Annotated in this window: 24 protein-coding genes; 13 read left to right on the plus strand and 11 right to left on the minus strand. The window is 74.6% G+C overall.

From position 1 onward, the window contains the following. The first annotated feature begins 139 nt into the window (after positions 1-139). A complete protein-coding gene (locus D7193_RS02485) occupies positions 140-1033 on the plus strand; it encodes a helix-turn-helix transcriptional regulator (protein WP_120777744.1) in 894 nt (297 codons plus the stop codon). Positions 1034-1043: 10 nt separating this feature from the next. Here the strand turns inward: D7193_RS02485 and D7193_RS02490 are convergent, their stop codons facing one another. Then, a complete protein-coding gene (locus D7193_RS02490; protein WP_120777745.1) occupies positions 1044-1685 on the minus strand; it encodes a M23 family metallopeptidase in 642 nt (213 codons plus the stop codon). A 145-nt stretch (positions 1686-1830) separates the two neighbouring features. Further along, positions 1831-4152 (minus strand): S1 family peptidase, encoded by a 2322-nt coding sequence (locus tag D7193_RS02495; protein ID WP_241562792.1) that lies wholly within the window; start codon positions 4150-4152, stop codon positions 1831-1833. A gap of 183 nt (positions 4153-4335) precedes the next feature. On the opposite strand from D7193_RS02495, the gene D7193_RS02500 reads away from it, so the two are divergent. The 3 genes from D7193_RS02500 to D7193_RS02510 all read left to right on the plus strand — a co-directional run bounded on the left by D7193_RS02500 (position 4336) and on the right by D7193_RS02510 (position 7882). After that, complete coding sequence (locus D7193_RS02500; protein WP_120777747.1) at positions 4336-5352, plus strand: methyltransferase; 1017 nt, start codon at positions 4336-4338, stop codon at positions 5350-5352. A 104-nt stretch (positions 5353-5456) separates the two neighbouring features. Next, positions 5457-7319, plus strand: coding sequence for a sigma-70 family RNA polymerase sigma factor (locus D7193_RS02505; RefSeq protein WP_120779196.1), 1863 nt, complete (start codon positions 5457-5459; stop codon positions 7317-7319). 233 nt (positions 7320-7552) lie between these two features. Continuing rightward, positions 7553-7882 (plus strand): nuclear transport factor 2 family protein, encoded by a 330-nt coding sequence (locus D7193_RS02510; RefSeq protein ID WP_120777748.1) that lies wholly within the window; start codon positions 7553-7555, stop codon positions 7880-7882. A 56-nt stretch (positions 7883-7938) separates the two neighbouring features. On the opposite strand, the gene D7193_RS02515 is transcribed toward D7193_RS02510, so the two are convergent. Next, positions 7939-8283: a DUF1330 domain-containing protein gene (locus tag D7193_RS02515; protein ID WP_120777749.1), complete on the minus strand. Its 345-nt coding sequence runs from the start codon at positions 8281-8283 to the stop codon at positions 7939-7941. Positions 8284-8293: 10 nt separating this feature from the next. Continuing rightward, entirely contained in the window at positions 8294-8677 is a 384-nt protein-coding gene (locus tag D7193_RS02520) for a nuclear transport factor 2 family protein (protein WP_120777750.1), read from the minus strand. A gap of 137 nt (positions 8678-8814) precedes the next feature. Between D7193_RS02520 and D7193_RS02525 the strand changes: the two genes are divergently transcribed. Continuing rightward, a complete protein-coding gene (locus D7193_RS02525; RefSeq protein WP_377456410.1) occupies positions 8815-9654 on the plus strand; it encodes an MmyB family transcriptional regulator in 840 nt (279 codons plus the stop codon). Here the strand turns inward: D7193_RS02525 and D7193_RS02530 are convergent. From D7193_RS02530 to D7193_RS02540, 3 genes are all read right to left on the minus strand, one after another. Continuing rightward, positions 9630-10715 carry an alkene reductase gene (locus D7193_RS02530; protein ID WP_120777752.1) on the minus strand — a complete coding sequence of 362 codons (1086 nt, stop codon included), beginning with the start codon at positions 10713-10715 and terminating at the stop codon, positions 9630-9632. The two genes, D7193_RS02525 and D7193_RS02530, sit on opposite strands and share 25 nt — an antisense overlap. Positions 10716-10955: 240 nt before the next feature. Further along, the gene (locus D7193_RS02535) at positions 10956-11750 is read right to left on the minus strand and encodes an SDR family NAD(P)-dependent oxidoreductase (protein WP_120777753.1); all 795 of its coding nucleotides are present in this window, start codon (positions 11748-11750) and stop codon (positions 10956-10958) included. Between the two features lie 40 nt (positions 11751-11790). Beyond that, entirely contained in the window at positions 11791-12492 is a 702-nt protein-coding gene (locus D7193_RS02540; protein WP_120777754.1) for a type 1 glutamine amidotransferase domain-containing protein, read from the minus strand. 131 nt (positions 12493-12623) lie between these two features. Here D7193_RS02540 and D7193_RS02545 point away from each other — a divergent pair, with 131 nt between their 5' ends. After that, positions 12624-13547: a LysR family transcriptional regulator gene (locus D7193_RS02545; RefSeq protein WP_120777755.1), complete on the plus strand. Its 924-nt coding sequence runs from the start codon at positions 12624-12626 to the stop codon at positions 13545-13547. Between the two features lie 4 nt (positions 13548-13551). Here the strand turns inward: D7193_RS02545 and D7193_RS02550 are convergent, their stop codons facing one another. Together D7193_RS02550 and D7193_RS02555 are read right to left on the minus strand one after the other, a co-directional pair. Then, on the minus strand, positions 13552-14061 hold the full coding sequence (locus tag D7193_RS02550; RefSeq protein ID WP_120777756.1) for a DinB family protein: 510 nt from the start codon (positions 14059-14061) through the stop codon (positions 13552-13554). Between the two features lie 7 nt (positions 14062-14068). Beyond that, positions 14069-16849 carry an ATP-binding protein gene (locus tag D7193_RS02555; protein ID WP_158674759.1) on the minus strand — a complete coding sequence of 927 codons (2781 nt, stop codon included), beginning with the start codon at positions 16847-16849 and terminating at the stop codon, positions 14069-14071. Between the two features lie 119 nt (positions 16850-16968). Between D7193_RS02555 and D7193_RS02560 the strand changes: the two genes are divergently transcribed. The 3 genes from D7193_RS02560 to D7193_RS02570 all read left to right on the plus strand — a co-directional run bounded on the left by D7193_RS02560 (position 16969) and on the right by D7193_RS02570 (position 20477). Beyond that, positions 16969-18024 carry a questin oxidase family protein gene (locus D7193_RS02560; RefSeq protein WP_120779197.1) on the plus strand — a complete coding sequence of 352 codons (1056 nt, stop codon included), beginning with the start codon at positions 16969-16971 and terminating at the stop codon, positions 18022-18024. 178 nt (positions 18025-18202) lie between these two features. After that, positions 18203-19165 (plus strand): class A beta-lactamase, encoded by a 963-nt coding sequence (gene bla / locus D7193_RS02565; RefSeq protein WP_241562793.1) that lies wholly within the window; start codon positions 18203-18205, stop codon positions 19163-19165. A 22-nt stretch (positions 19166-19187) separates the two neighbouring features. Continuing rightward, positions 19188-20477 (plus strand): D-alanyl-D-alanine carboxypeptidase family protein, encoded by a 1290-nt coding sequence (locus D7193_RS02570; RefSeq protein WP_120777759.1) that lies wholly within the window; start codon positions 19188-19190, stop codon positions 20475-20477. A 129-nt stretch (positions 20478-20606) separates the two neighbouring features. On the opposite strand, the gene D7193_RS02575 is transcribed toward D7193_RS02570, so the two are convergent. Further along, complete coding sequence (locus D7193_RS02575; RefSeq protein WP_338324072.1) at positions 20607-21038, minus strand: VOC family protein; 432 nt, start codon at positions 21036-21038, stop codon at positions 20607-20609. A 204-nt stretch (positions 21039-21242) separates the two neighbouring features. Between D7193_RS02575 and D7193_RS02580 the strand changes: the two genes are divergently transcribed. Next, on the plus strand, positions 21243-21797 hold the full coding sequence (locus D7193_RS02580; RefSeq protein WP_120779198.1) for a sigma-70 family RNA polymerase sigma factor: 555 nt from the start codon (positions 21243-21245) through the stop codon (positions 21795-21797). Between the two features lie 87 nt (positions 21798-21884). Beyond that, the gene (locus D7193_RS02585; protein ID WP_120777761.1) at positions 21885-22643 is read left to right on the plus strand and encodes a zf-HC2 domain-containing protein; all 759 of its coding nucleotides are present in this window, start codon (positions 21885-21887) and stop codon (positions 22641-22643) included. A gap of 84 nt (positions 22644-22727) precedes the next feature. On the opposite strand, the gene D7193_RS02590 is transcribed toward D7193_RS02585, so the two are convergent. Next, the gene (locus D7193_RS02590; RefSeq protein ID WP_120777762.1) at positions 22728-23207 is read right to left on the minus strand and encodes an Rv0361 family membrane protein; all 480 of its coding nucleotides are present in this window, start codon (positions 23205-23207) and stop codon (positions 22728-22730) included. A 176-nt stretch (positions 23208-23383) separates the two neighbouring features. On the opposite strand from D7193_RS02590, the gene D7193_RS02595 reads away from it, so the two are divergent. Together D7193_RS02595 and D7193_RS02600 are read left to right on the plus strand one after the other, a co-directional pair. Continuing rightward, a complete protein-coding gene (locus D7193_RS02595) occupies positions 23384-24724 on the plus strand; it encodes a glycoside hydrolase family 18 protein (RefSeq protein WP_120779199.1) in 1341 nt (446 codons plus the stop codon). A 122-nt stretch (positions 24725-24846) separates the two neighbouring features. Beyond that, positions 24847-25479, plus strand: a complete 633-nt coding sequence (locus D7193_RS02600; RefSeq protein WP_120777763.1) for a CG0192-related protein — start codon at positions 24847-24849, stop codon at positions 25477-25479. Positions 25480-25538: the final 59 nt, after the last annotated feature.

Here is a 25538-nt window from a genome sequence, read left to right on the forward strand (position 1 = left end):
CGTGGCCCTCGTGGGGCCGAGTCAAGATAAGCAGGCTCGCAGTCGTCGCCGGCAGGGTCAAGATCGGCCCACCGTACCTAGGACCGGGAGGGCCACCCAGTAAAATGGAACGGCGATTCCAGACAAGGGTGGATAAAACGTGGACGACCTCACGCTGGGCGATTTCCTCCGGACGCGGCGCGCGTCGGTCGCGCCCACGAACGGCGACCTGCGGTCGGCACCGTCCCGACGGGTGGCCGGGCTGCGCCGCGAAGAGGTGGCGCGACGGGTCGGCGTGAGCGTCGACTACTACGTCAAGCTCGAACAGGGCCGCCGGATCACCCCGTCGGAGACGGTCCTGCACGCGCTCGCCGACGTGCTCCGACTCGACGACGCGGCTCGCGAGCACATGTTCGACCTGGCGCGGCGCGACACCCGCCCGAAGCAGCCTCGCGAGGCGACCCAGCGCGTACGGGTCGGCATGCTCCGCCTCATGGAGTCCCTCGGCGGAGTGCCGGCGATCCTCGTCGGGCGGCGCACCAACATCCTCGCGGCGAACCCGGCGGCCCGGCTCCTCATCCACGACTTCAACGCGATGCCGGCGGCCGAACGGAACGGCGTCCGTTTCATGCTGCTCTCCGAGAAGGCGCGACTCATCCACCGTGACTGGGAGGCCGCCGCCGCGGGGCTCGTCGGCATGCTGCGGATGGACTACGGCCGCCACCCGAACGATCCGCGGACGGCGGAGCTGGTCGAGGACCTCAGCGCCCGGAGCGAGACCTTCCGGCAACTGTGGTCCGACCGGCACGTCGCGAAGAAGATGTTCCTGGACTCCAAGGTGATCGAGCATCCGGTCGTCGGCCCGGTCCGGCTGCACGTCGAGTCGATGCACGCGACCGATGACCGGGACCAGACGCTCAACGTGCTGATTCCCGCGTCCGACCCGACATCCCAGGCGGCCATGCGGCACCTCGAGAAACTGACGGTCACGAGCCGCCGCCCGCGTCAGGACCAGGTGGCGACACCCGACCCGGAGCGCGGGCCCGGCGCCTGACCCGACGCCGTCACGGCTGCCCGCCGCAGTTGTTGCTCGTCCGCCGCACGGTGTACTCCCGGTCGTCGTGGGTGATGCCGGACGGCTCGCCGTCGAACCAGGTCTCCACCTTCTCCCAGCCGCGCCGCTGCTCGTAGTGCAGGTGCGGCGCCCCGGAGTTGCCGGTGCTGCCCAGCTTGCCGATCTGCTGGCCCTGGGCCACCTTCTGGCCCACCTCCACCAGCGGTGGTTCGAGCATGTGCAGGTACTGCGTCTCCCAGCGACCGCCGTGGTCGATCTTCACCCAGTAGCCGCCTCCGCGGCCGCGCGGTCCCTGCGGGTCGTCCGGGGTGCGGCCGCCGAGGGACCCGTTGATGCCGGCCTCGGTCACGGTGCCGGCGGCGGACGCGAGCACCGGCCTGCCCCACGCCTCGCCCTCGGTGGGGAACAGGTCGACGTCGTAGTCGTCGTGGCCCGGATAGGTGCCGAGCTGCCACGTCTCCCCGCAGGCGACGGGGAGGTGGAACAGCGGACGGGGGCCCGGCGGCAGCAGCAGCGGCACGGCGAGCGCGGCCACGGCCAGGACGGCCGCGGCCGCGCCGATCGCGAGGACGACCCGGGTGCGCCGGCGGGGGCGGCGGGCGTGGCGTCGTCGGGGGTTGTCGGTCGTCACCGGCCCGAGGATGGCAGACGCTGTCGAGACACCCGCCGGCGCGGTCCGCGGCGCGCGCCGTGCCGGCGCGGTCCGCGCGTCGCGCCGGCGGGGTCCGTCGGCCGCGCCGGCACGGCCCGCCCGCCGCGCCGGCGGGTGTCCCCGGTCAGGAGAGCGGCCCGAACTCCACGGGGTCGCCCCACGCCGCGCTGCCGATGGGGCCGCCGTGGACCCAGACCCGCCCACCGGCCGCCTCGCCGGCCACGAGGTCGTCGTGGGCGTCCCCGTCGAACCGGAGCGCCACGAGCTCGTCCCGGCCGGCCCACCCACCGGCGGCGATCTCGGTACGGCTGCCGAACGAACCGCCGCCGGCGACACCCGGGTAGAGCCAGAGCTTGCCGGTCGACGTCTCCACGGCCATCAGGTCGTCGTACGCGTCCGCGTTGAACCGGCCGCGGGCCACGGCGCCGAGCGCGTTCCAGTTGCCCGCGTCGATGATGGTGCTGGGCCCCCAACTGCTGCCCCCGGCCGCCGTGCCCGGGTACAGGCGCAGCTTCCCGGTGGACTTCTCCACGGCCGCCACGTCGTCGTACTCGTCGCCGTTGAACCGGCCCGCGGTCAGCCGTTCGAGCCCCAGCCAGCCGGTGCCGACCGGTTTGTCGCCGCGACCGCCCCAGGTGGTGCCGGCCGCCGTGCCCGGGTAGAGCCAGAGGTTGCCGGTGCTCAGCTCGATGGTGAGCAGGTCGTCGTAGGCGTCGCGGTTGAAGCGGCCCACCGTGAGGTCGCGGTAGCCGCCCCAGCCGCTGCCGACGGCGATGCGCCGGCCCCAGGCGCCGGTGGCGGTGCCCGGGTAGAGCCACAACCGCCCGGTGCCCTTCTCGACGCCGATCAGGTCGGCGTACTGGTCACGGGTGAACTCGCCGGTGACGGCCTCCCGCAGCCCCTGCGGCTGGAGCGCGGGCACCCGGCCGACGGGCGGAACGCGGGAGCCCAGGGCGCCCCCCGCGCTGGTGCCGGGGTACAGCCACACCTGGTCGTTCTCGACGGCGATCACGTCGTCGTAGCCGTCCGGGTCAAGCCGGCCGGCCGCGATCGCGGTCAACCCCCGGCCGCCGGTGGCGACGGTGCTCAGCGGGCCCCAGCTCGACCCGCCCGCCGCGGTGCCCGGGTACAGGTAGATGTCACCGCTGGCCTTGTCGAGCGCCAGCAGGTCGTCGTACGCGTCCCGGTTGAAGCGCCCGGCGACCAGCTCCCGCTTGGTCGTCCACCCGCTGAAGCCGATCTCCTTCTGCCCGCCCCAGAGCGTGCCGCCGGCGGACGTGCCCATGTACATGATCAGCTTGCCGGTCGACATCTGGATGCCGGCCAGGTCCTCGTAGGCGTCCCGATCGAACCGGCCGGCCACCAGGTCGGTCATGTCCTGCCAGCCCGTGCCGGCCTCCACGCGGTCGCCGAACCCGCTGCCGTCGGCCCGGCCGGGGAACATCCACAGCTTGTTGGTGGCGGTCTCGACGGCGAGCAGGTCGTCGTGCGCGTCCCCGTCGAACTGGCCGGCGACCAGGTCGCGGTAGGCCGTCCAGTCGGTCTCCGGCCCGATCCGCACTCGGTCGGCCCAGACCCGGGCCGTGGACGTGCCGGGGTAGAGCCACAGCCGGCCGGTGGCCGCCTCCACGGCGACCAGGTCGTCCCGGTTGTCTCCGGTGAACTCACCGGCGACGGTGTTGGTGAGGGCGTACGGCTGGACCTGGACGTTCTGCCGGAACCAGTCGCCCAGGTCGTCGAGGCGGGTCTGGGTGGCACCCGTGCGGGTCTCGGTCTCGCCGAGGCAGCCGTGCTGCCAGCTGGTGTCGTTGATAGCCACCAGCTCGACGCCGGCGCCCGCCTCGCGGAACGCCGGACCGCCCGCGTCGCCCTTGCAGATCGTGGCCCCGGCGGAGGTGCCCGTGACATCGATCGTCGTCGCCCCCACGGCGCCGACGGTGAACGTGGCGGTGTGCAGCCGGTCGGGCACCCACTCGGTCGCCGTACGGCCGTAGCCGGTCACCCGCAGGGTCTCCTCCACCGCGGGCGGCGTGGCGGACCATGCCACCGGGGCCGCGTCCGTGACCGGAGCGGAGAGCTCCGCGAGGGCGACGTTGCGGGTGGGGTGCGGCACGACGGTGGTGACGGCGAGGCGGTGCCCCGCGGTGCCGGCGAGGTTCGTCCGCCCCACCAGCACGCTCGCGGGCCGGCCCGGCGCGCCCTCGGTGACCGGCGTCGTGCCGTCGGTGAAGCAGGTCTTCGCGGTGACGACCCAGCGGCTGGCGACGAGCGCCCCGGTGCAGCTGCGCACGTCGCCGAAGCTCACCTTGGCGGTGAATGGGAAGCCTCCGTCGGGGACCTCCTCGCCGCCGGAGACCGCCGACGCGGTGCCTCCGGCGAGCAGGACGGCGGTCAACCCGCCCACCAGCAGAGCGCCGCCCCGGACGCGCGCACGTCTCCCTGTCACGATGTTTCTCCCCCGCTCCCGGCGTCCAGCCGGCACGGGCACCGGCCGACGTGGGGAAGGGTACCGGCGCCGGCACCCGCCCACGGCCCGCGAGAACGAACCAGGCATATCGATGCGCACCACCGTCCATGATGGAGGGGCGGCCGCGATCGGACGCTCCGGGCATCCATGCTTTCATATGCCATGATCACTCCCACTCCCCTCATGCGCCTGGTGGCCGGCGTCTGGGGGTTCAAGACCCTCGCCGTCGGCGTCGAGCTGGGCCTCTTCACCTGGCTGTCGCGTACGGGAACCGCCACGGCCGACGAGGTGGCCGCCGAGTTCGGGCTCGCCGAGCGCCCCACGGACATGCTGCTGGCCGCGTCCGCCTCCCTCGGCCTGCTCGAGAAGGCCGGTGACGGCTACCGCAACTCCGAGCTGGCGGAGCAGTTCCTCGTCGAGGGCCGCCCCTACTACTTCGGCGCGCAGGTCCGCTACTCCGACCTGCGCACGTACCTGCCGTGGCACCGCATCGGCGAGGCGCTGCGCACGGACCGGCCGCTCACCTGGGATCCGCAGGTCCAGAAGTCCATGTTCGACACCACCGACCCGGCCATGCTCGCCCAGTTCTGGGACGCGATGTACTCCACGTCCCGCTTCACCGCCCGGGCCCTCGCCGAGGCGTACGACTTCGGCGCCCACCGGCGGCTGCTCGACGTCGGCGGCGGGGCCGGGGCCTTCCCGATCGAGCTGTGCCGGCGCCTGCCCGACCTCACGGCGACCGTCCTCGACCTGCCGCACGTGTGCGAACGGGCCGACGAGCGGATCGCGGAGGCGGGCCTGGGCGAGCGGATCGGCAGCGTCGCCGGCGACTTCCTCGCCGACCCGGAGCTGCCCGGCGGACACGACGTCGTCCTGCTGAGCATGATCCTGCACGACTGGGACGAGCCGACCAACCGGGCGCTGCTGGCCCGGTGCCATGCCGCGCTGCCACCCGGCGGTGCGATCGTCGTCTGCGAGCTGCTGCTCGACGACGACCGCACCGGCCCGCCGGAGGCCGCGCTGATGGGCATGAACATGCTGGTCGAGACCGAGGGAGGCCGGAACTACTCCGGCGCGGAGTACGCCACCTGGCTCGCCGACGCCGGCTTCGTCGACGTCCGGACCGTACGGTTCGACGCGCCGGGCGCCAACGGCGCGGTGGTGGGCCGCCGGGGCTGAGCGCGGAAAGTGTTATGCCGGGCGCGCCGGCCGGTCTCCGGAAGGGGTGGTCCCACCGACGCCGCCACGGGGCGGCGGTACGGGCACGAGAAGGAGTGAGCACGATGCGCGCAACCGGTCGGGGTGGAGCCGACACCGAGCTGGTGACCGCCGCACGCGACGGCGATCCGCGGGCGCTCGACGCGCTGGTGGCGGCGTCCCTCCCCCTCGTCTACAACGTCGCCGGGCGGGCGCTCCAGGGGCACGCCGACGTCGACGACGTGGTCCAGGAGACGCTGCTCCGCGTCGTCCGGCACCTGAGCGATCTGCGGGACCCGGCCGCGTACCGGTCGTGGCTGATCGCCATCACCGTCCGCCAGGTACGCGATCGGGAGCACCACCGTCGTACGGCACGGGACCGCACCGCCGACCTGGACGTCGCGTACGGGGTGGCGGACCCCGCCGGCGACTTCGCGGGGCTCACCATCCTCCGGCTCGGGTTGACCGACCAGCGCCGCGAGGTGGCCGAGGCGACCCGCTGGCTCGACGAGGACGACCGCACCCTGCTCGCTCTCTGGTGGCTGGAGGCCACCGGGGAACTGGACCGCGCGGAACTGGCCGCGGCGCTCGGCCTGACCGAGGCTCACGCCGCCGTCCGGATCCAGCGGATGAAGGAGCAGGTGCAGGTGTCCCGGGCCGTGGTCCGTGCGCTGCGGTCCGACTGCCCGGGCCTGCGGGACCTCACCCGGGCGTGGGACGGCCGGCCGGGCCCGCTGTGGCGCAAGCGCCTGGCCCGGCACGTACGCGAGTGCGTCGTCTGCCGCCACCACGGCGGTGGCCTGCTCCCCCTCGACCGCCTGCTCGCCGGGCTTCCGCTGCTGCCGGTCCCGCCCGGCGTCGGCGAGCGCCTGGCGGCCGGCGTTCCACCGGCCCGGGACGGGGCACCCGGTGACGCGCACGCCGTACGCCCCGGCGGGCCGCGCCGGCTCATTGCGAAGGGGGTCCTCGGGCCGGTCGCGGCGGCCGCCGCGGTCGCCGTGCTGGTGGTCGGCGGGTTCGTCGTGACACGGCAGACCGGCGCGTCCCCCGCGCCCGCGGCGGCGCCCGTGGTGGAGGCGCCGCCGGGGACGACGCCGCCCGGCCCGACCCCCGCCATCACCTCCCCGTCGGCGACGCCACCGGCCGCGACGGCGACGACCAGGCCGACCCCGAAGCCGACCACGGCCCGCCCCGTCGCTCCGGCGCCCGCCTCGACGTCGAAGAGGAAGGGCGTCGGCGTCTGGACCTTCGACGGCGTGAGCGAGGCGCTCGCCTCCTCCACGGCGAGCTGGTACTACACCTGGAACGTCGGCCACCCGGGGGTCACCAGCCCGAAGGGCGCCGAGTTCGTCCCCATGATCTGGGGCGCGAAGAGCGTCACCGCCGACAACCTCCGCCAGGCCCGCGCGAACGGCCGCTACCTGCTGGGGTTCAACGAGCCGGACATGGGCGGCCAGGCGAACATGACGGTGGAGCAGGCGCTGGACCTGTGGCCGCGGCTGGAGGCGACCGGCCTTCCGCTGGGCAGCCCGGCGGTGGCCTGGGGCGGTGACCGGCCGGGCGAGTGGCTCGACCGCTTCATGTCCGGCGCGAAGGCGCGCGGCCATCGGGTCGACTTCATCGCCCTGCACTGGTACGGCGGCGACTTCTCGACCACCAACGCCGTCAACCAGCTCAGGTCCTACCTCCAGGCCGTCCACGACCGCTACCACCTGCCGATCTGGCTCACCGAGTTCGCCCTGATCGACTTCTCGAACGGCGTCCGGTTCCCCAGTCAGGCCCAGCAGGCCGCGTTCCTCACGGCGGCGACGCGGATGCTCGGCGGCCTGTCCTGGCTGCACCGGTACGCCTGGTTCGGCCTGCCCGCCACCGACAAGGACCAGACCGGCCTCTTCCGTACGGGCAGCCAGCCCACGGCGGTCGGTCGCGCGTTCCAGGCCGCGCGCTGAGCAGGCCGGCGCCTTACGGGCGGCCAAGGGGCTCGATGATCGACTCGATTTCGCCGATGTGGCGGTATACCGAGGCACCGGACACCGCCACATCGGGGATCTGGTGTCGATCATCACGGCCCCGCGGCCCGCGTGCAGGTTCCGCCCGTCGAGCACCCGTCGATGTTCTAGGCTCGGCGCGAGCTGCGGGGAGGCTGCCCGCCGACCGCGTACGACCAGCGAAAGAACGATTGATGACCACGACCGACGTCCCCGGCCCGATCCGCTCCTTCATCGACGCCACGAACCGCGGCGACTCGGACGCCTTCGTCGCCGCCTTCACCGACGACGCCTACCTCAACGACTGGGGCCGCGAGTTCCACGGTCACGACGGTGTGCGCTCCTGGGACCGCACCGACAACATCGGCGTGCAGTCGCACTTCGACCTCGTCGGCATCGAGCCCGGCACCGACCCCGACAGCTACGTGGTCACCCTCACCGTCAGCGGCAACGGCTTCAACGGCACCGGCCCCATGACGTTCCAGCTGCGCGACGACCGGATCGCGAGCCTGCGCATCAGCTGACCACGGCCGCCGGCGGCGGACGGGGTGGGGGTGCCGCACCCCGCCCGCCGTGGCGGTCAGCGGGCGGTGTTCCGGCGGAGGCGAGCCGCCATCCGGGACGAGTCGTGGGCCGGCTCCACACCGTCGACGAGGATGACGTCGCCGGCCAGATGCCTCGTACGCAGGGGCTTGATCTCCTGATAGGCCGGCGACCCGTACCAGGCGCGGGCGGTCGCCAGGTCGGGAAACTCCAGGATCACGACGTCGCCGGGCCAGTCGCCTTCCAGCACCTCCACGGTCCCGCCGTGCACGAGGAACCGGCCGCCGAACGGCGCCAGGGTCGCGTCGATGCGCTCGAGGTACTCCAGCACCTCGTCGTGGACGGGCGCCCGACGCAGGTGGGCCAGGGCGTACGCGCTCATCGCCCTCCTCCTACCGGTCCGCGTCCGGGCCGCCCGCCGGCACCCGGTCCAGGAAGCCGAGGACCTGGCGCAGCCGCCCGTCGCCGTCGGTCACCGCCACGTCGAAACCGACGACGGGCGCCTCGGCCCCGGCCTGCCCCAGCTCCCAGGTGAAGCGGAGCTGGTCGTGGTGCCCGTCGACGGGCCCGACCAGGCGGAAGAGCATGCCCGGGAACTGGTCCTGCACCGCGGCGACCAACCGGTCGATCTCCTCCCGGCCCTCGGCCACGCCGAGCGGGTCGACGTACCGGGCGTCGGCGGTCCACAGCTCGTCGATGGCGGCGCGGCGCTGCCGCGGGTCGGTCTCGTTCCAGATCGCGATGTACCGCCCGGCCAGCTCGTCGAAAGTCGTCATGGTTCCTCCCCGTCTCGGGTTCCGGCGCCGGTGGTGGCACCCTCTGCGGATCCGATCGTCGCGGCTCGGGCAGCTCCGGGTCGATTACCTCGCAGGTAATGGCTGCCGTACGAGGGCGGCCGTTAGGGTCTGGTGTCGTGACCACCGTGGCGGGATCCGGGACGCCGGTCGGCGAACTCCTGCGCGACTGGCGCCGACGCCGGCGTCTCAGCCAGCTCGACGTGTCGGCCGACACCGGGATCTCGACGCGGCACCTGAGCTTCGTGGAGACCGGCCGGTCCCGGCCGAGCACCGAGCTGATCCTCCGGCTCGCGGAGCACCTGGACGTGCCGCTCGCCGACCGCAACACGCTGCTGCTCGCCGGCGGTTACGCGCCCGCGTACACCCGGCACGATCTGGACGGTCCCGAGCTGGCGCCGGTACGCGACGCGGCCCGGCAGATCCTGCACGGGCACGGCCCCTTCCCCGCGCTGCTCGTCGACCGGCACTGGCAGCTGGTCGAGGCCAACGCCGCCGTCGGGCTGCTCACCGCCGGGGCCGCGGCCCACCTGCTCTCCGGACCGGTCAACGTGCTGCGGCTCAGCCTGCACCCCGAGGGCATGGCGCCCCGCATCCGCAACCTTGCCCAGTGGCGGGGGCACCTGCTGCACCGGCTCCGCGAGCAGGTGGCGGCCAGCAACGACGCGGCGCTCCACGACCTGTACGACGAGCTGCGCGGCTATCCCGGCGGGGAGGAGGGGCCGGCGGGGGCGGGCGCGGTGGTCGTCCCGCTGCGCTACCGGTACGGCGACCGGGACCTGGCCTTCCTGAGCACCACCACGGTGTTCGGCACTCCCCTCGACGTCACGGTGGCCGGCCTCGCCATCGAGGCGTTCTTCCCCGCCGACCGGGCCACCGCCGAGGCGCTGCGGGAGCTGACCGATCCGGTGGCCGGCTCGCCGCCGGCCGGGCGTCAGGCCGGTGCCGTCCGGCGGTAGGCCGGGTAGTCGGTGTAGCCGACCGGTCCCCCGGTGTAGAAGGTCACCGGGTCCGGCTCGGCTTCCGGCAGGTCGTCGCGCCAGCGCGCGACCAGATCCGGGTTCGCGATCGCCGGGCGTCCGACCGCGACCGCGTCGGCGACGCCGCGGGCGACGATCGCCGTCGCCCGGTCGCGGGTGCTCGCCACGGAGAAGCCCGTGTTCACGACGAGCGGCACACCCGTGCGGGCGCGCAGCTCCTGCACGAGCGCGTCCTCCGGCTGGGGATGGACGACGCTGAGGTAGGCGAGGCCCAGAGGCGCGAGGCCGTCGGCGAGCGCCCGGTAGGTCGCGCGTACGTCCGCGGGGTCGGTCTCCAGGGCGTCCTGGATGTTGACGGCCGGCGAGAGTCGGAGGCCGACACGGGATCCGCCGATCTGCCCGGCCACGGCCGACGCGACCTCGACGACGAAACGCGCCCGGGCCTGCGGGCTCCCGCCGTACCCGTCCGGGCGGCGATTCGCGCTGGGCGCGAGGAACTGGTGCAGCAGGTATCCGTTGGCGCCGTGCAGCTCGATGCCGTCGAGCCCGGCGTCCACGGCCCGCTGGGCGGCGGCCACGAATTCGGCGCGCACGGTGGGCAGCTCGGACTCCAGGAGGGCGTGCGGGATGGGATAGGGCAGCTTGCCGTGTGCGGCGTGGACGTCGCCGGTGACCGCGACCGCGCTCGGTGCGACCACGCGCCGGGTCCCGGTGATGCTGGTGTGCGAAACCCGTCCGGCGTGCATGAGCTGCATCACGATCGTGCCGCCCTCGGCGTGGACCGCGTCGGCGACGCGTCGCCACCCGTCGACGTGCCGGGGCGTGACGATGCCTGGCTGGTGGGGATACGCGCGCGACTCGTGGCTGGGGTACACGCCTTCGGTGACGACCAGCCCGAAGCCGGCGCGCTGCGCGTAGTAGGTGGCCTGGAGGTCGGTGGGCATCCCGGCCGCATCGGCGCGGCGCCGGGTCATGGGTGCCAGGACGAGGCGGTTGTCCAGGTGCAGGGCGCCCAGCGACGTGGGCGTGAACAGGTCCATGATGGTTGCCTCTCGGTGCAGGGTGGCGTCTGACGACCCGCTCGGGCGCGACCGGGCGACCGGTCCGCGCCCGTCCGTCGGGGACGCCCGGAGCCCGGCGATGATCTGCGCGACGTCCGGGACGTCGCCGGTCGGCCGCGGCGGCCAACTGTCACCGCAGGGAATCCTGACGACAAGAATTCTTGCCGTATCAGCAAACGATGCGGGTGCCCGCGGGCCGGCCCGCGGGCACCCGCCGCGTCAGAAACCGGCTAGCAGGTCGCGCGTCAGGTCGCGCAGTCGCCAGCGGTAGCCGGCGTCGTAGGCCTCCTCAGCGGCCCGCGCCTCGCGGTCGCTGTCGAAGTAGCGCCCGGTCACCCCCGCGACGTCGGCACCGTCGACCAGCCGCCGGACGGCGGACGCCCCCTTCTCCAGGGAGTCGACGACCGCCACGCCGGCCCGCCGGGACATGGCCGTCGGCATGTACGACGCCGGGTGGACGCTGTTCACGGTGATGCCGCTGCCGGCGAGTTCATCGGCCAGGTCGATGGTGTGGCAGATCAGCGCGAGCTTGGCTCGGCTGTAGGCGGCCGGTTCCCGGAAGTCGCGGGTGAACTGCGGGTCGTCGAAGTCGATCGGCTGCTGACCGATCGAGGCGACGTTGACCACGCGCGCGGCCGGCGACCGGCGCAGCAGGGGAAGCAGCTCCCGGGTCAGCAGCACCGGAGCCAGGTAGTTGACGGCGAGCCGCAGTTCGTACCCGTCACGGGAGAGCTGCCGCGCGGCCCCGTCCGCGCGGAAGCCGACGCCGGCGTTGTTGACGAGGACGTCCAGCCGGTCGTGGGCGTGCGCGACGCGCGCGGCGAGGCGCGTGACCTCGGCGAGTGAGGAGAGGTCGGCGGACAGGGTGGTGCCGCCGGTCGCGTCCGCGACCTCCGCGAGCCGGTCGGCGTCGCGCCCGTGGAGCAGGAGCCGGTGCCGGCCGGTGGCCGCGAGGTCCTCGGCCAGGGCCCGGCCCAGTCCGTCGGAGGCTCCGGTGATCAGGATCAGTGCCATGTCGGTGTCCTCGTGGGTGGGTGCTGACGGTCGGCCGCGATCAGGCCGCGCCGAGCCGCTCCAGCAGGGTGGCGGCCAGCTCGGCGGACGAACCGGGGTTCTGGCCGGTCAGCAGGTTGCGGTCGGCCACGACGTACGACGACCACGGCGGGGCCTCGCTGAAGTGCGCGCCGAGCGCGACGAGCCGGTCCTGGAGCAGCCAGCGGGCCCGGTCGGCCAGCCCGGTGCGGCTCTCCTCGGCACGGGTGAACCCGGTGACCCGGTAGCCGCGCAGCGGCGAGACGCCGTCGGGGCGCTCGGTCGCCAGCAGCGCCGCCACGCCGTGGCACACCAGCGCGAGAGGCTTGCCGGACTCCAGGGTCGTGGTGATCACACGGGCCGACTCGGCGTCGGCGGACAGGTCCTCCATCGGGCCGTGCCCGCCGGGGTAGAAGACCGCCGCGTAGTCGGCGGGGTCGACGTCGGCCAGGGCGACCGGCCGCCGCAGCTCCGCGGCGTCGTCGAGCAGCGCGGCCACCGCGTCGGCGCCGTCCGGGCCGCCGTTGACCTCCGGGGCCAGGCTGACCCGGTCGACGGTCGGGACCACACCGCCGGGGGTCGCCACCGTCACCTCGTGCCCGGCCCGGGTGAGCGCGCGGTACGGGGCCGCGAACTCCTCCGCCCAGAAGCCAGTGGGATGCCGCTCCCCGTCGGCCAGCGTCCAGTGGTCGGCACCGGTCATCACGAACAGGATCTTTGCCACGTCGGGTGCTCCATCGGTCCGTCCCGGCCGTTCACGGCCAGGGAATGAGGGCCGGCGCGAGGGCGTACGCGCCGGTTTACGGGCTCGACGGTAGGTCGGTGTGCACTCGGATAACCAATAGGATTGCTGGCATGCTCGCCAGGAATTCCGATGGCCCGGTCCCCGCCAGGCCGCTGGACCTCACCCAGTTGCGCACCTTCCTGGCCGTCTACCGGGCGGGGTCCCTCAGCGAGGCGGCCCGCCGTCTGGGGCTGGCCCAGCCGACGGTGACCGGCCAGATCCGCGCACTCGAACAGCAGTTGGACCGCCAACTGTTCGAGCGCCTGCCGCGCGGCGTGACCCCCACCGCCGTCGCCACCGACCTGGCGGCCCGGATCGCGGGGCCGATGGACGAACTCGCCGTGGTGGCGGACCGTGACGCGGCGACGCCCAGCGAGCCGGTGCACCTCGGCGGGCCCGCGGAGATGCTGGCCGTCCGGGTCCTGCCGGCCCTCGCACCGCTGGTCGCCGGCGGCGTACGGTTGCGCGTCACCCACGGGCTCGCCGACGACCTGCTCGACGGGCTCCGCGCGGGACGTTTCGATCTCGTCCTGTCCGCGGTCCGGCCGCGCGGGCGGTCCGTCCTGGCCACACCGCTCATGGACGAGGAGTTCGTCCTGGTGGCGGCACCGGCCTGGCGTGACCGCGTGGGTCCGTTGGGCGCGGAGGATCCGGCCGCCCTCGACGGCGTACCGCTGATCGCGTACGCGGAGGACCTGCCGATCCTCCGCCGCTACTGGCGGCACGTCTTCCGCCAGCGCCTGACCGTTCCACCCGCCCTGGTGGTGCCCGATCTCCGCGGCGTGCTGGCCGCTGCCGTGGGAGGCGCGGGCGTGACCGTCCTCCCGCGCTACCTCTGCGCCGACGAACTGCGCAGCGGCGTCCTCGTCACCCTGCTCGACCCCGAGGACCCACCCATCAACACGGGCTTCATCGCCACGCGGGCGACCTCCGCGCTGGGCCCGGACGCGACCCGGGTGCGCGACGCCATCCTGCGGGCCGCCCTCGCGTGGTGAGCGGTCACTCCCCGACCGGCCCGCCCGCCAGCTCGGCGACGATGTCCAGGTGCCCGAGATGGCGGGCGTACTCCTGGAGCAGGTGGAACAGCACCCGCTCCAGCGACGCCGGCTCGGCGCCTTCCCACCGCTCGCCCGGCGCTCCCACGGCGGCGAGGTCGGTGCCCTCCACCACGGCCCGGGTGTGCGCGCCCTGCGCCCGGAGCGCCGCCAGCAGGTCCTCGCGGGTCTCCTCCGGCGCGACGTACCACCGGTCGCCGCGCCGGTCGGCCCACGGATCGCCGACGTCGCGCCCCTCGAACCCCCACTCGATCCAGCGGAGTTCGACGTGGCGCAGGTGTTTCACCAGTTCCAGCGGGGTCCATCCGGACGGCAGGATGCTCCGGCGCACCTCGCCCTCGGCCAGCGCGGACACCTTCGCCACCACGGTCTCCCGGAAGTAGTCGAGGTAGCGCAGGAACACCTCGCCGCGTCCGGTGGCCGGGGCGGTGGGTTCCGGGAACTCGGTGACCATCGGGCCATTATCCGACGGGGCCGGGGACGCTCAGGTCCTCGAGCTCGACGCGGCCCTGCGCGGCCTGGTCGGGCAGGAGCAGCAGGGTGACGGCGCGTTCGAAACGGGCGCCCACACGCGCGAAGCCCCGCGCCGCCGCGACGAGCGAGTCGCGGTCGCCGTGCCGCCGGCCCCGCGCCCGGGCCAGGCAGGCGGCCGCCCATTCGTTCTCGTCGCCCGCCGCGGCGGCGTCGGCGAGCCGGTCGTCCGCGTCGGGAAGGCCCGCGAGCACGGCGAGTTCGGCGGCCGCGGCGCGCGCGTACGTCTCGTGCCGGCCCGGTGGAAAGTCGGCGGAGGCCCGCTCGACCAGCGCGGCGGCGTCGGTGAACCGACCGGCGTGCGCGGCGACGCGCACGTCGACGAAGGAGGCGAAGGAGTCGTTGCCACGCGCCAGGGCCGGGTTGGTCACGCCCGTGGCGCGCACGGCGCGGGCCCGCCACTGCCGGTGGCCCTCGGGGTCGTGGCGCAGGCCGTGGGCGAGGGCGGCCGCGGAGGCGGCCGGGGCCATCCACGCCGCGGTCGGGCAACCCGCGGCCTCCCAGGCGTGCCACATGCCGCGGGCGTGGTCGAGCGCCTCGTCGAAGCGGCCGACCATCACGAGGGTGGGCACGAGCTTGCTGGCGGCCCGGTAGGGGTGCGCGCCGAGCACCTCGTCGGCGGCGATCGTCTCGGCGGTGTCCAGCGCCGCCGGAAGGTCCCCGGCGGCGAACGCGCACAGCCACGCGACGTGGCAGATGTCGAGCACCTCCGCTGCGCATTCGGGCCGGTGCCGGGGCATCAGCGGCAGCAGGTCGAGCCGCTGACGTGCGATGCGGTGCGCCTCCCGGAGCCGGCCGGCCCGTGCCGCCAGCGTGCCCGCCAGGTCGAGCGCGCCGCTGACGAGCACCTCGTCCCCGACGGCGTCGGCCATCGCGACGGCACGTTCGGCCAGGGCGGCTCCGGTCGGCGTGACCCCGGCGCTCCACGCCTCGGCGGCGGCCAGGTGGGCGGCCACGAGCGCGTCACCGCCGTCGGCAGCCGCCCGTGCGTCACCGCCGCCGCCGGCGGCCGCCCGCGCGTCGCCGAGCAACTGACGGACGCGGTCAGGCGGCACCGGGCGGGTGAAGCCGGCGGAAAACCGGTGGACCGTGACCACGGCGCGGGCGAGCGTGACCGCCTCGCCACGGCGGTCACCGGCCTCCCGTGCGCGCTCGGCCGCCTGCAGCAGCAGGTCGAACGCGACGCTCGCGCGGTCGACGGTGTAGACCGCGTCGGACGCGACGAGCAGGTCGGCCGCCGCGGTCGCCGCCGGCGCGTGGTCGGCGGCCCGGCGGAAGTGGGTCACGGATTCGCGGAGGAACCGGCGGGCGTACGTGAGTTCGCCGAGCGCACGGGCGAGGCGGTGCGCCACCTCGTCCGGCCCGGCCGGCGCGGTGGCCAGCGCGGACCGCAGGTCGTCGGCGACACCGTCGAACTCGTCGGTCCACGCGTCGCCGCTCAGCGCGACGCGGTCGGCGAGGGCGGTCGCGGTCCGCGCGGCCCACCGCAGGTAGCCGCGACGCACGGCGGCCTCGTCGCCGCTCGCGGCCAGCTTCGCGGCCGCGTACGCGCGGATCGTCTCCAGCATCCGCCACCGGCTGGTCGCGCCGCCGTAGCGGACCATGAGGCTCCGGTCGGCGAGTCGGCCGAGCACGTCGGCGACGGACGCGGCGGCGCCCGCGGGCGGGGCGTCGGCGGGTACGGCGACAGCGGTCGCCGCGGCCAGGTCGAATCCGCCGCGGAACACCGACAAGCGCCGGAACATGTCCCGCTCGGCCGGGTGCAGCAGGTCGTGGCTCCAGTCCAGGACCGCGCGCAGGGAGTGGTGCCGCTGGTCGTGGCCCCGGCCGCCGTCGAGCACCCGCAGGCTGTCGGTCAGGGCGGCGCGCAGGGTGTCGACGCCGAGGGACGCCGTACGCGCGGCCGCGAGCTCGATGGCCAGCGGGATGCCGTCGAGCCGGGCGCAGATGTCCGCCACGGCGGCGGGTTCGGCGACGAGCTCCGGGTCGACGGCCGCCGCCCGTTCCCGGAACAGCCGCTCGGCGTCGGATGCCAGCGCGAGCGGCCCGACCGTCACGCTCCGCTCGCCGGGCAGGCCGAGCCGCTGCCGGCTCGTGGCCAGCACGGTCGTCCCGGGGCACGCGGCCAGCACCCGGTCGACGAACCCGGCCACCGTGTCGACGAGGTGCTCACAGTTGTCCAGGACGAGCAGCGCCGGCCGGTGGCCCAGGTGCTCGACGACGGCGTCGAGGAGCGGCCGTTCCGGTCCTTCGCGGAGCCCCAGCCGCGTCGCGACGGCCTGCACGACGTACCCGGGGCGGACCGGTACGAGGTCGACGAAGCCGCCGTGGATGTGGATGGCGCCGCTCACCTCGATCGCCAGTCGCGTCTTGCCGACGCCGCCGGGGCCCACCAACGTGACCAGGCGGGCGGTGTCGAGCGCGGTGAGGAGCGCGTCGCGTTCGTGGGCGCGGCCGATGAAGCTGGTCCTCGGGACCGGCAGGCCGGGCAGAGCGGCGGTCGCCGACGTACGGGCGCGGGCGACGCCGGCCAACGCCAGCCGGTCCGCGACGGCGAATTTGCGCAGCAGCGAGGAGACGTGGCTCTCCACGGTGCGTACGGAGATGAACAGCTTCGCCGCGATCTCGGCGTTGGTCAGCCGCTCGCCCAGGGCGGCGAGCACGTCGGCCTCCCGCCGGGAGATCCTCGGCGTGCCGTGGCTGCCTGTCACGTGCGCCATCCTCACCCAGTCACCCTCCACGGTGGAAGTTCCGTGGTGAGCACGGATGTGCCGGGAGGGTCCACGCGGACATGCTGGACCGCGACCCGATCACGAGATGGAGGTACCCGATGCCGGCCGGAGTGCTCAGTGAGGCGTACGCGAGGCTGCACCGCAGCGGGCCCGAGTGGGGCGAGGACCAGCTCACCAACCACGGCCCGATGGCGGTGGAGGTGATGATCCGGCGCGGCTACGCGGCGCAGGTGGACCGCTGGGTGGACCGGTACCGGAGCCGCCTCGACGACCTGCCCGGCTCGACGAGCGCGATCGGCGAACGCGACTGGCCGGAGGCGCTCGGCGACGGCCGCCGCGTCGCCGACTGGACCGCGTACTTCACGCGGCAGCTCGCCGCGGCCCCGTGGCGGGACGTGCTGGCCACGTGGTGGCCACGCCTGCTGCCGGGCGTCCTGGCCGGCACCACCCACGGCGTCATCCGCGTCGGGCACGCGGTGCGCGCCTTGCTCGCCGGCGCGGAGAACCCGGAGACACTGCACGAACTGGCCCACGGACTGGCCTTCTGGGCCGCCCGCTACCAGTCCGTCCCGGCGTCCGCACACCCCGCCGGGCACCTCGACCCAGGCACGGCGCTGGACGCGCTGGGCCGCATCCCGGTGCAGAACGGCCGCGTCGCCGAGCGGCTCGGGCAGCTCGGCGACCTGCCCGGGTGGCCGGCCGGGGTGGCGGCGCTGCGGCCCGCGACCGGGCCCGAGCAGGTCAGCGCCCGACTGGCCGACCTCGTCACCGCCGCCACCGTCCGGTACCTCGCCCACGGTCACGCCAGCCCCGTCCTGCTGGTGCACACCGCGACCGCGCCGAACGCGGTGCTGCACACCCTGCCCGCGCTCCCCCGCGACCTGTGGGTGCCGAGCCTGACCGCGATGTGGACGACCGCGGCGGCCATCACCGCCGCCTACGCTCCACCGGCGGGGCCCATGACGTCCCGCGTCACCGACGTCCCCGAGGGGCCGGACGCGGCCGCCGACGTCGTCGACCGCGCGATGCGCCACGGCGACGAGCATGTCATCAAGTTCACCGACACGGCCGCCGAGGTGTACACCCGCACCGGGAACCGCGACGCGCTCGCCGCGGCGGTCCACATCACCACCCTCATCGACCCCGTCGGCTGACGCGGCCTCCCTCCCCGCGATCTTGCAGTTTTGGCCCGTGGATTGCGCGTTATGCCCGGAATGCGTGGGCAGAAAGTGCAAGATCGCGGGGAGGGTGTGTGCCCCTCGTCCCCGCCTCCGGACGGGCCCGCACGCAACCTGCGCGGGGTGGTCAGGCGTGTAACCAACGATGGAGATCTTGACCAGCCGAACCACGACGCCGTTCACCGTCACCCGCCGTACGCTCCTGGGGGCGCTGGCCCTGTCGCCGGTGGCCTCGTGCACGACCGGCGGCACGTCCGCTCCCCCGCCCACCGGCGCACCGTCCCCCGCCTCGTCGCGCTCCGCGGCGCCAGCCTCCGACACCCCGACGGACGCCCCGCACCGTCGGCTGGCCGAGCTGGAACGGAGGTTCGACGCGCGCCTCGGGGTGTACGGCCTCGCCACCGGCACCGGCGACACCGTCGCCCACCGACCGGACGAACGGTTCGCGTTCTGTTCGACGTTCAAAGGGCTCGCTGCCGCGGCCGTCCTCGACCGGCGCCCGCTGGCGCGTCTGGACACGACCGTCAGGTACACGGAGGCCGACCTGATGGCCAGCTCCGCCATCACGAGACGCCACGTCCGCACCGGGATGACGCTCCGCGCGCTGTGCGACGCCGCCGTCCGCTACAGCGACGGCACGGCCGGCAACCTGCTGCTCCGCGACCTCGGCGGGCCGGCCGCGTTGACGACCTACCTACGGAGACTCGGGGACACGGTCACCCGGATGGACCGGATCGAGCCGCACATCGTGGAGGCGACCCCGGGCGACCCGCGGGACACGACCTCTCCCCGGGCCATCGGCACCGACTACCAGCGGCTGCTGCTGGGTGACGCCCTGCCGGACGACAAGCGCGCCTTCCTCCGCGACCTGATGGAACGCAACGCCACCGAGGCCGGGGCACGACGGATCCGGGCCGGCGTGCCGCGGGGCTGGACGGTCGCCGACAAGACGGGGACCGGCGACTACGGCACCGTCAACGACATCGCGGTGGTGTGGCCACCCGCGTCGCCGCCGCTCGTCATCGCGATCATGTCCAGCAAGGCCGGCAGGGACGCCGAGTACGATCAGGCGCTCGTCGCCGAGGCGGCCGCGTACGTCGTGGCCACTCTCCGGTGACGGTGCCACGGGGGGACACACGATGACGGACTTCACCACGACCCGGACGGTCGCGCCACCCGCGCCACGACCGCCGAGTCCCCGCCGGACGCGCGGCGTCTGGCTGCTCGTCAGCGGCCTGCTGACCCTGCTCCTGGCCGCCGCCGCGCTGGTGGCGGTGGCACCGCTGCGTCAGCCACTGCCCGCGCCGACGGTCACCCGGACGCTGCCCGCGTCGACCGTCATCCCGGGGAAGGCTCCGACGATGCCGTGGCCGACCAGCGGCCAAGCCGCCCTCGCGGTGCCCGGGGTGGCGTCGCTCGGCACGTCCGGCGAGCAGAAGCCGGTGCCGATCGGCAGCGTGGCGAAGGTGATGACGGCGTACGTCATCCTCACGGCGCATCCCCTCGACCGGGGCGAGCCGGGGCCCTCCCTCACCGTGAGCGCGGCGCAGGCGGCCGCGTACCCGGCGGAACGGGCGCGCGGCGAGTCGCTCGTGCCGGTCGTCGCGGGCGCCAGGTTCACCGAGCGTCAGGCGCTCCAGGCGGTGCTGCTGCCCTCGGCGAACAACATGGCGCGGATCCTCGCGGCCTGGGACGCGGGCAGCGTGGAGGCGTTCGTCGCCAAGATGAACGAGACGGCAGCGTCGCTCGGCATGACGGGCACCCGGTACACCGACCCGGCCGGGCTCGACCCGGGCACCGTGAGCACGGCGGTGGACCAGGTGACGCTGGCGCGCACGGCGATGGAGCTGCCGGCGTTCGCGGAGATCGTGGCGCAGAAGACGGCCACCCTGCCGGTCGCCGGGAAGGTCAAGAACTACAACGAGCTGGTCGGGCGGGACGGCGTGGTGGGCATCAAGACCGGGTCCACCGACGAGGCGGGCGGATGCCTCGCCTTCGCCGCCGTCGTGACGGTGGGCGGCCGGAAGGTCACGATCGTGGGCGCCGTCCTGGGGCAGCCCGGCGCCGACACCCCGGTGCAACTGGACCGGGTGTTCCGGGTGACCCGGCCCCTCGTACGCGCCGCCGCGGCCGCGATCCGGGTGCACCAGGTCGTGCGGGCCGGTGACCAGGTCGCCACCGTACGCGGCCCGCTCGGCGCGGCCACCACCCTCGACGCCTCGACCGACGTGGCCGTCCTGGGCTGGCCGGGGCTGCCGGTGCGGCTGGACGTGGAGGTGCCGACCGTGCCGGCGCAGCTGCCGGCCGGCCGCGAACACGGCCAGGTGAGCGCGGTGACCGGCGAGGGCGAGCCCGTCAGCGCCACGCTGGCGGCCGGCGCGGCGCTCGATCCGCCCAGCACCTGGGACCGGATCCGCGAGCACCGCTGACCGGCGGCGCCCGGGCCGGGCGCCGTCGGCGTGGCCGGGCCGCGCGCCGCCGGCCTAGCCGGGCGGGGCCGCCGGGCGGGCGGGCGGGCGGGCGGGCGCCGCAGGCTAGCCGGGCCGGGCGCCGCCGGCCTAGCCGACGAAGACGCAGAACGGGTGGCCGGCCGGGTCGGCGTACACGCGCAGCGGCTCGGCGGGGTCGTCGATGCGGTCGCGCAGCAACCGGCCGCCGAGGCGGAGGACCCGCTCGTGCTGCACCCGCAGGTCCGCCACCGACGTCACCGTGAGGTCCAGGTGCAGCTGCTGCGGCACCGGGCCCTCGGGCCAGGTCGCCTCCGGCAGCTCGTCGACCTGCTGGAAGGCCAGCTGCGGGGTCCCGTCCGGCGTCCTCAGCACCAGCCAGTCGGTCGCGTCCGCCTGACCCGCCTCCGGCGGCTCGTCGCCGGGCCGGTAGACCAGGCCCAGCAGGGACCGGTAGAACTCGGCCAGGCCCCGTACGTCGGTGGCGTCGAGCACCACCTGACACAGCCTCGGCCGGCTGCCCCCGTCGACCACGTCCCTCACCTCCCGCGCTGATCCTTCCCGGCGATGCTCTCCTGAACGGCCGGCCACCGCTCGCCAATCCATCCAGGGATATCGAAGCGACGGGCGCCGGGAACTTTCCCGGGTCCCGGGACGACTACCGAGCATGCGAGCGATCGATGCGACGCGACCCCCGGGACCTCCCGGCGCGTGCCCTTCCCTCGGCCGGCCCGGCGGGAACCGCCGGTGAGTGGCCGGGACGCCGAGGTCACGGCCTGGGCGCTGGCGGCCGGCAAGGGTGACCGGGACGCCGCGACCCGGTTCATCCAGGCGACCCAGCACCAGGTGTGGCGGTTCGTCGGCCACCTGACGGGCCCCGGGGACGCCGACGACCTGACGCAGGAGACGTACCTGCGGGCGATGCGGTCGTTGCCGTCGTTCGCCGCACGCTCCTCGGCGCTGACGTGGCTGCTCGGCATCGCGCGCCGCGTCGTGGTCGACCACATCCGGGCCGCCACGTCCCGGCCGCGCACCGTCGCCCTGTCCGAGCGTCTGGACGTGCCGGACCGCGACGGCGGGTTCGAGGGCCTGGTCGCCCTGGAGCGGGTCCTGCTGACGATCGACCGCGACCGGCGGGAGGCGTTCGTCGCCACCCAGCTCGTCGGCTTGTCGTACGCGGAGGCGGCCGAGGTCTGCGGCTGCCCGATCGGCACGATCCGGTCCCGGGTCGCCCGGGCCCGGGAGGACCTGGTCGTCGCCCTGGGTGGTCGTGCCGCCTCCCTGCCCGGGCGGGCCGGTTGATCATCAGCGGGTCGTGACCAGCGGGAACGACGGGACCTCACGGAAAGTCGCGGGAACCGCAGGCCCCCGTCGGGCGACTACCGTTACATGGAGTGCGAGCACTGGCGTGAGGTCCTGTCGGCGCAGCTCGACGGCGAGGAGACCCACGCGGAACGGGCCGGGGCCGACGAGCACCTGAGCACGTGCGCCGACTGCCGACGGTGGCTCGACCGGGCCGCCGCGGTCACCCGCCGGGCACGCCTGTCCCTGGCGGCGCCCACCTCCGACCTGACCACCGCGATCCTGGCTGCCCTGCCGGCGCCCCGCGCCTCCCGGCGCCGCGCCCGGGTCGTCGTCGGACTGCGCGCCGTGCTGGGTCTCATCGGCGCCCTGCAACTGGCCCTCGGCCTCGCCCAGATCGGGCGGGGTCCGGGCGCCACCCACGACCACGCGGCGGGCGAGGGGATCCTCTCCGCCGGGCATCTCTGGCACGAGGCGGCCGCGTGGAACGTCGCGATCGGCGCCGGTTTCCTGTTCGTGGCCGCGCGCCGCACCCCGTCGACCGGCCTGCTGCCGATGCTGAGCGCGTTCGTCGGCACCCTCGTCCTGCTGTCGGTGAACGACCTCGTGACGGGCCGGGTCGAGCCGACCCGGCTGGTCAGCCACGCCTTCCTGCTCGCCGGATACGCGATCGTCGTCGCGCTGTCCCGTCCCCGGCTGCGCCCGGGTGGCCCTCCGAGCCACGGACGCGCGGACCGGCCCGGCTGGCGGCTGGACGCCGGGGACGACCATCCGGCGCCGGCGCTGCGGGTGCTGCCCCCGCCGCATCCCGGCAGCGCCCGCACCACCGAGCGGCCCGCTGCGTGACCGGGCCGTCCCGCGCCGCGGGTCGCCCGGTGTCGCGGCGGGCTGAATCCCGTCTCGCTCAGGGCCCGCCGGCCGCCACGGCCGCTACCAGTGCGGGCCGGTGCGCCAGTCGGCGACCCGCCACCGGCCGTCGGCTTCGGGCAGCAGTCGCATGGACAGCGGCGCGGAGTCGCCGGCGGCCAGCCGGACCTGCCCACGCACCTCGGCGCGGAAGCCGCCGCCGGTGACGACGGTCGTGCCGTCGATCGTGTAGCCGGTCAGGGCCCGCTCGCCGCCGTGCCGCTCGGCGTACTCCGCCGGGTCGGTCCGCTCCCGCTGGTCGGCCGTGAGCATCCCGTACGCCACCGCGACGTCGCCCGCCACGAGCGCGTCCAGGTAGGCCGTCGCGGCCGCCTGAGCGGGACCCCGCGCCGCGAGCGCCCGCCGGACGGCGGAGGCCAGCCAGACGATCCCGCAACCGACCGCCACGGCGGCGACGCCGAGGGCCGCCCAGACCGACAGCCGCCTGGTGACGCAGCCCAGGCACGCCAGGATCAGCAGGCCGAACGCGAAAAGACCGGACATTCTGGCCGACCGTCCCGACATGGGCCCAGAGCCTAGCGGGGTCGGCCGCCCGCCGCCCGCCCGTGCGCCACGCGGACCGTCCCGGGTCAGCTCTTGACCGCAGACAGTGATCCCCTTAGCTTCATCGATCAGAAAGGTCTCTTTACTAATTCCGCTCATCCCTCGTGGGAGTGCCGATGCGACCGTTCCGTCACCGCCGTCTCACCGCTCTCGTCGCCCTGGCGACCCTCCTCGTCACCGCCGCGCCACCCACCGCCGCGAGCGCCGGCGGCGCCGACCGCCGCGCCGGTTACCTCCGGGTCGGCTACTTCACCCAGTGGGGCATCTACGACCGGGCGTTCCCCGTCAAGAAGCTCGACACCTCCGGTGCGGCGAGCCGCCTCACCCACGTCAACTACGCCTTCGGCAACGTCAGCGAGGACGGCCGCTGCTATGTGGACGGCGGGCCGGGCGAGGGCGACGCCTGGGCCGACTACCAGCGGCCCGTCCCGGCCGAGGAGAGCGTGGACGGGGTCGCCGACGCCTGGGGCGAGCCGCTCAACGGCAACCTCGGCCAGCTCGCCAAGCTCAAGGCCCGGCATCCCGACCTCAAGGTGCTGATCTCGCTGGGAGGTTGGAGCTGGTCGACGTACTTCTCGAACGCCGCACGCACCGACGCGTCCCGCAAGGCGTTCGTCGCCTCCTGCATCGACCTCTACCTGAAGGGCAACCTCCCGGTCCTGGACGGCGGCAGCGGCGGCCCGGGCTCGGCCGCCGGGGTCTTCGACGGCATCGACCTGGACTGGGAGTGGCCGAACTGGCCGGGTGAGCCGGGCAACGTGGTCCGGCCGGAGGACCGGGAGAACTTCACCAAGCTGCTCGCCGAGTTCCGCCGGCAGCTCGACGCGTACGGCCGGACGACCCGCACGCACTACGCGCTCACCGCCTTCCTGCCGGCCAACCCGGCGGCCATGGACGCCGGGTACGAGGGGCGGAAGATCTTCCGGTACCTCGACTTCGCCACCGTGCAGGGCTACGACTTCCACGGCTCCTGGGACGCGGTGACCAACCAGCAGTCGGCGCTGCGGGTGCCCGCCGGGGCGCCCGACGACCCGGACTTCTCCGCCGAGGTGGCCGTCGACGGCTGGATCGCCCGCGGGGCGCCGCGCGGGAAGCTGGTCCTCGGCATCCCCTACTACGGCCGGGGTTGGACCGGCGTCACCGGCGGCGGGAACGGCCTGTTCAAGCCCGCGACCGGGCCCGCTCCGGCCACCTTCGAGGCCGGGTACGAGGACTACCGGAAGCTCAAGACGCTGGCCGGCAACGGCTTCGCCGTCCACCGCGACCTCCTCTCCGGGCACGCCTGGTTGTTCGACGGCACGACGTTCTGGACGTACGACGATCCGGCGGTCGTGCTGCAGAAGACGCTGTACATCCGGCGGGCCGGCCTCGGCGGGGCGATGGCCTGGTCGTTGGACGGCGACGACGACAACGCGACGCTCACCAGGACGATGAGCCTGGGGCTCGGGAGGCCGTAAGCCCCTCTCCCCCGGCGTCGATCATGCAGTTGTGGTGGGGTGCAAACCCGACGAAGACGCATGTCTCCGGCACCACACGTGCATGATCGACGGCCGGGGCGAGGCCCCCTATGATCCGGCGTATGGCTCTGCTGCACCGTGCGGACGTACGCCCCTCGAAGATCGAACTGCTGGCCGCCTGGCTGCCCGAGCGCTCCTGGTTCCAGGGCGAGGCCGGCGCCGACCTGGCGCGCGTCGCGGCGTACCGCTTCGACGACCCGGCCGGCGAGGTCGGGATCGAGACCATGCTGGTGCGCGCGGGGTCCGGACCGGTCCACCAGGTGCCGCTGACCTACCGCGCCGCGCCGCTGGACGCCGCCGAGGCGTGGCTCGTCGGCACCTGCGAGCACTCGGTGCTGGGCCGGCGCTGGGTGTACGACGCCTGCGCCGACCCCGTGTACGCGGCGGCGCTGGCGCAGGCCGTGCTCGCCGGCACGGGCCAGGCCGAGGAGTACTTCGAGGTGGACGGCCGGCGGGAGTACCGGGCGCCGAGCATGGCGATCGGCACCGACGGCGCCCAGCCGGTCGACGTCCCGCCCGTCGGCGCCGTCGACCGGGTCGAGGACGGCGACCCGACCCGCATCGCCGCCGGCCCCGTCGACCTGACCGTGGTACGCCGGCTGGGCGAGCAGGTGATCCTGCCGGGGCACCGGCTCACCGGATCGTGGGAGGGCCAGGCCAGCGCGCTGCCGCTGGCGTACGCCACGCTCCGCTGACGTTCCGGGGGCACCGGCCCCGGGGAGGGTGTGGACCAGCGGCCATCGGCCTGAGACGA

Source organism: Micromonospora costi, assembly GCF_003626655.1.
GTDB classification, from domain to species: domain Bacteria; phylum Actinomycetota; class Actinomycetes; order Mycobacteriales; family Micromonosporaceae; genus Micromonospora; species Micromonospora costi.

Coding starts and splice junctions, on each gene's coding strand:
- D7193_RS02500 (WP_120777747.1), top strand. CDS start 4,336: ATGATCACTCCCACTCCCCTCATGCGCCTGGTGGCCGGCGTCTGGGGG.
- D7193_RS02505 (WP_120779196.1), top strand. CDS start 5,457: ATGCGCGCAACCGGTCGGGGTGGAGCCGACACCGAGCTGGTGACCGCC.
- D7193_RS02510 (WP_120777748.1), top strand. CDS start 7,553: ATGACCACGACCGACGTCCCCGGCCCGATCCGCTCCTTCATCGACGCC.
- D7193_RS02515 (WP_120777749.1), bottom strand. CDS start 8,283: ATGAGCGCGTACGCCCTGGCCCACCTGCGTCGGGCGCCCGTCCACGAC.
- D7193_RS02520 (WP_120777750.1), bottom strand. CDS start 8,677: ATGACGACTTTCGACGAGCTGGCCGGGCGGTACATCGCGATCTGGAAC.
- D7193_RS02530 (WP_120777752.1), bottom strand. CDS start 10,715: ATGGACCTGTTCACGCCCACGTCGCTGGGCGCCCTGCACCTGGACAAC.
- D7193_RS02535 (WP_120777753.1), bottom strand. CDS start 11,750: ATGGCACTGATCCTGATCACCGGAGCCTCCGACGGACTGGGCCGGGCC.
- D7193_RS02545 (WP_120777755.1), top strand. CDS start 12,624: ATGCTCGCCAGGAATTCCGATGGCCCGGTCCCCGCCAGGCCGCTGGAC.
- D7193_RS02550 (WP_120777756.1), bottom strand. CDS start 14,061: ATGGTCACCGAGTTCCCGGAACCCACCGCCCCGGCCACCGGACGCGGC.
- D7193_RS02560 (WP_120779197.1), top strand. CDS start 16,969: ATGCCGGCCGGAGTGCTCAGTGAGGCGTACGCGAGGCTGCACCGCAGC.
- D7193_RS02570 (WP_120777759.1), top strand. CDS start 19,188: ATGACGGACTTCACCACGACCCGGACGGTCGCGCCACCCGCGCCACGA.
- D7193_RS02585 (WP_120777761.1), top strand. CDS start 21,885: ATGGAGTGCGAGCACTGGCGTGAGGTCCTGTCGGCGCAGCTCGACGGC.
- D7193_RS02590 (WP_120777762.1), bottom strand. CDS start 23,207: ATGTCCGGTCTTTTCGCGTTCGGCCTGCTGATCCTGGCGTGCCTGGGC.
- D7193_RS02595 (WP_120779199.1), top strand. CDS start 23,384: ATGCGACCGTTCCGTCACCGCCGTCTCACCGCTCTCGTCGCCCTGGCG.
- D7193_RS02600 (WP_120777763.1), top strand. CDS start 24,847: ATGGCTCTGCTGCACCGTGCGGACGTACGCCCCTCGAAGATCGAACTG.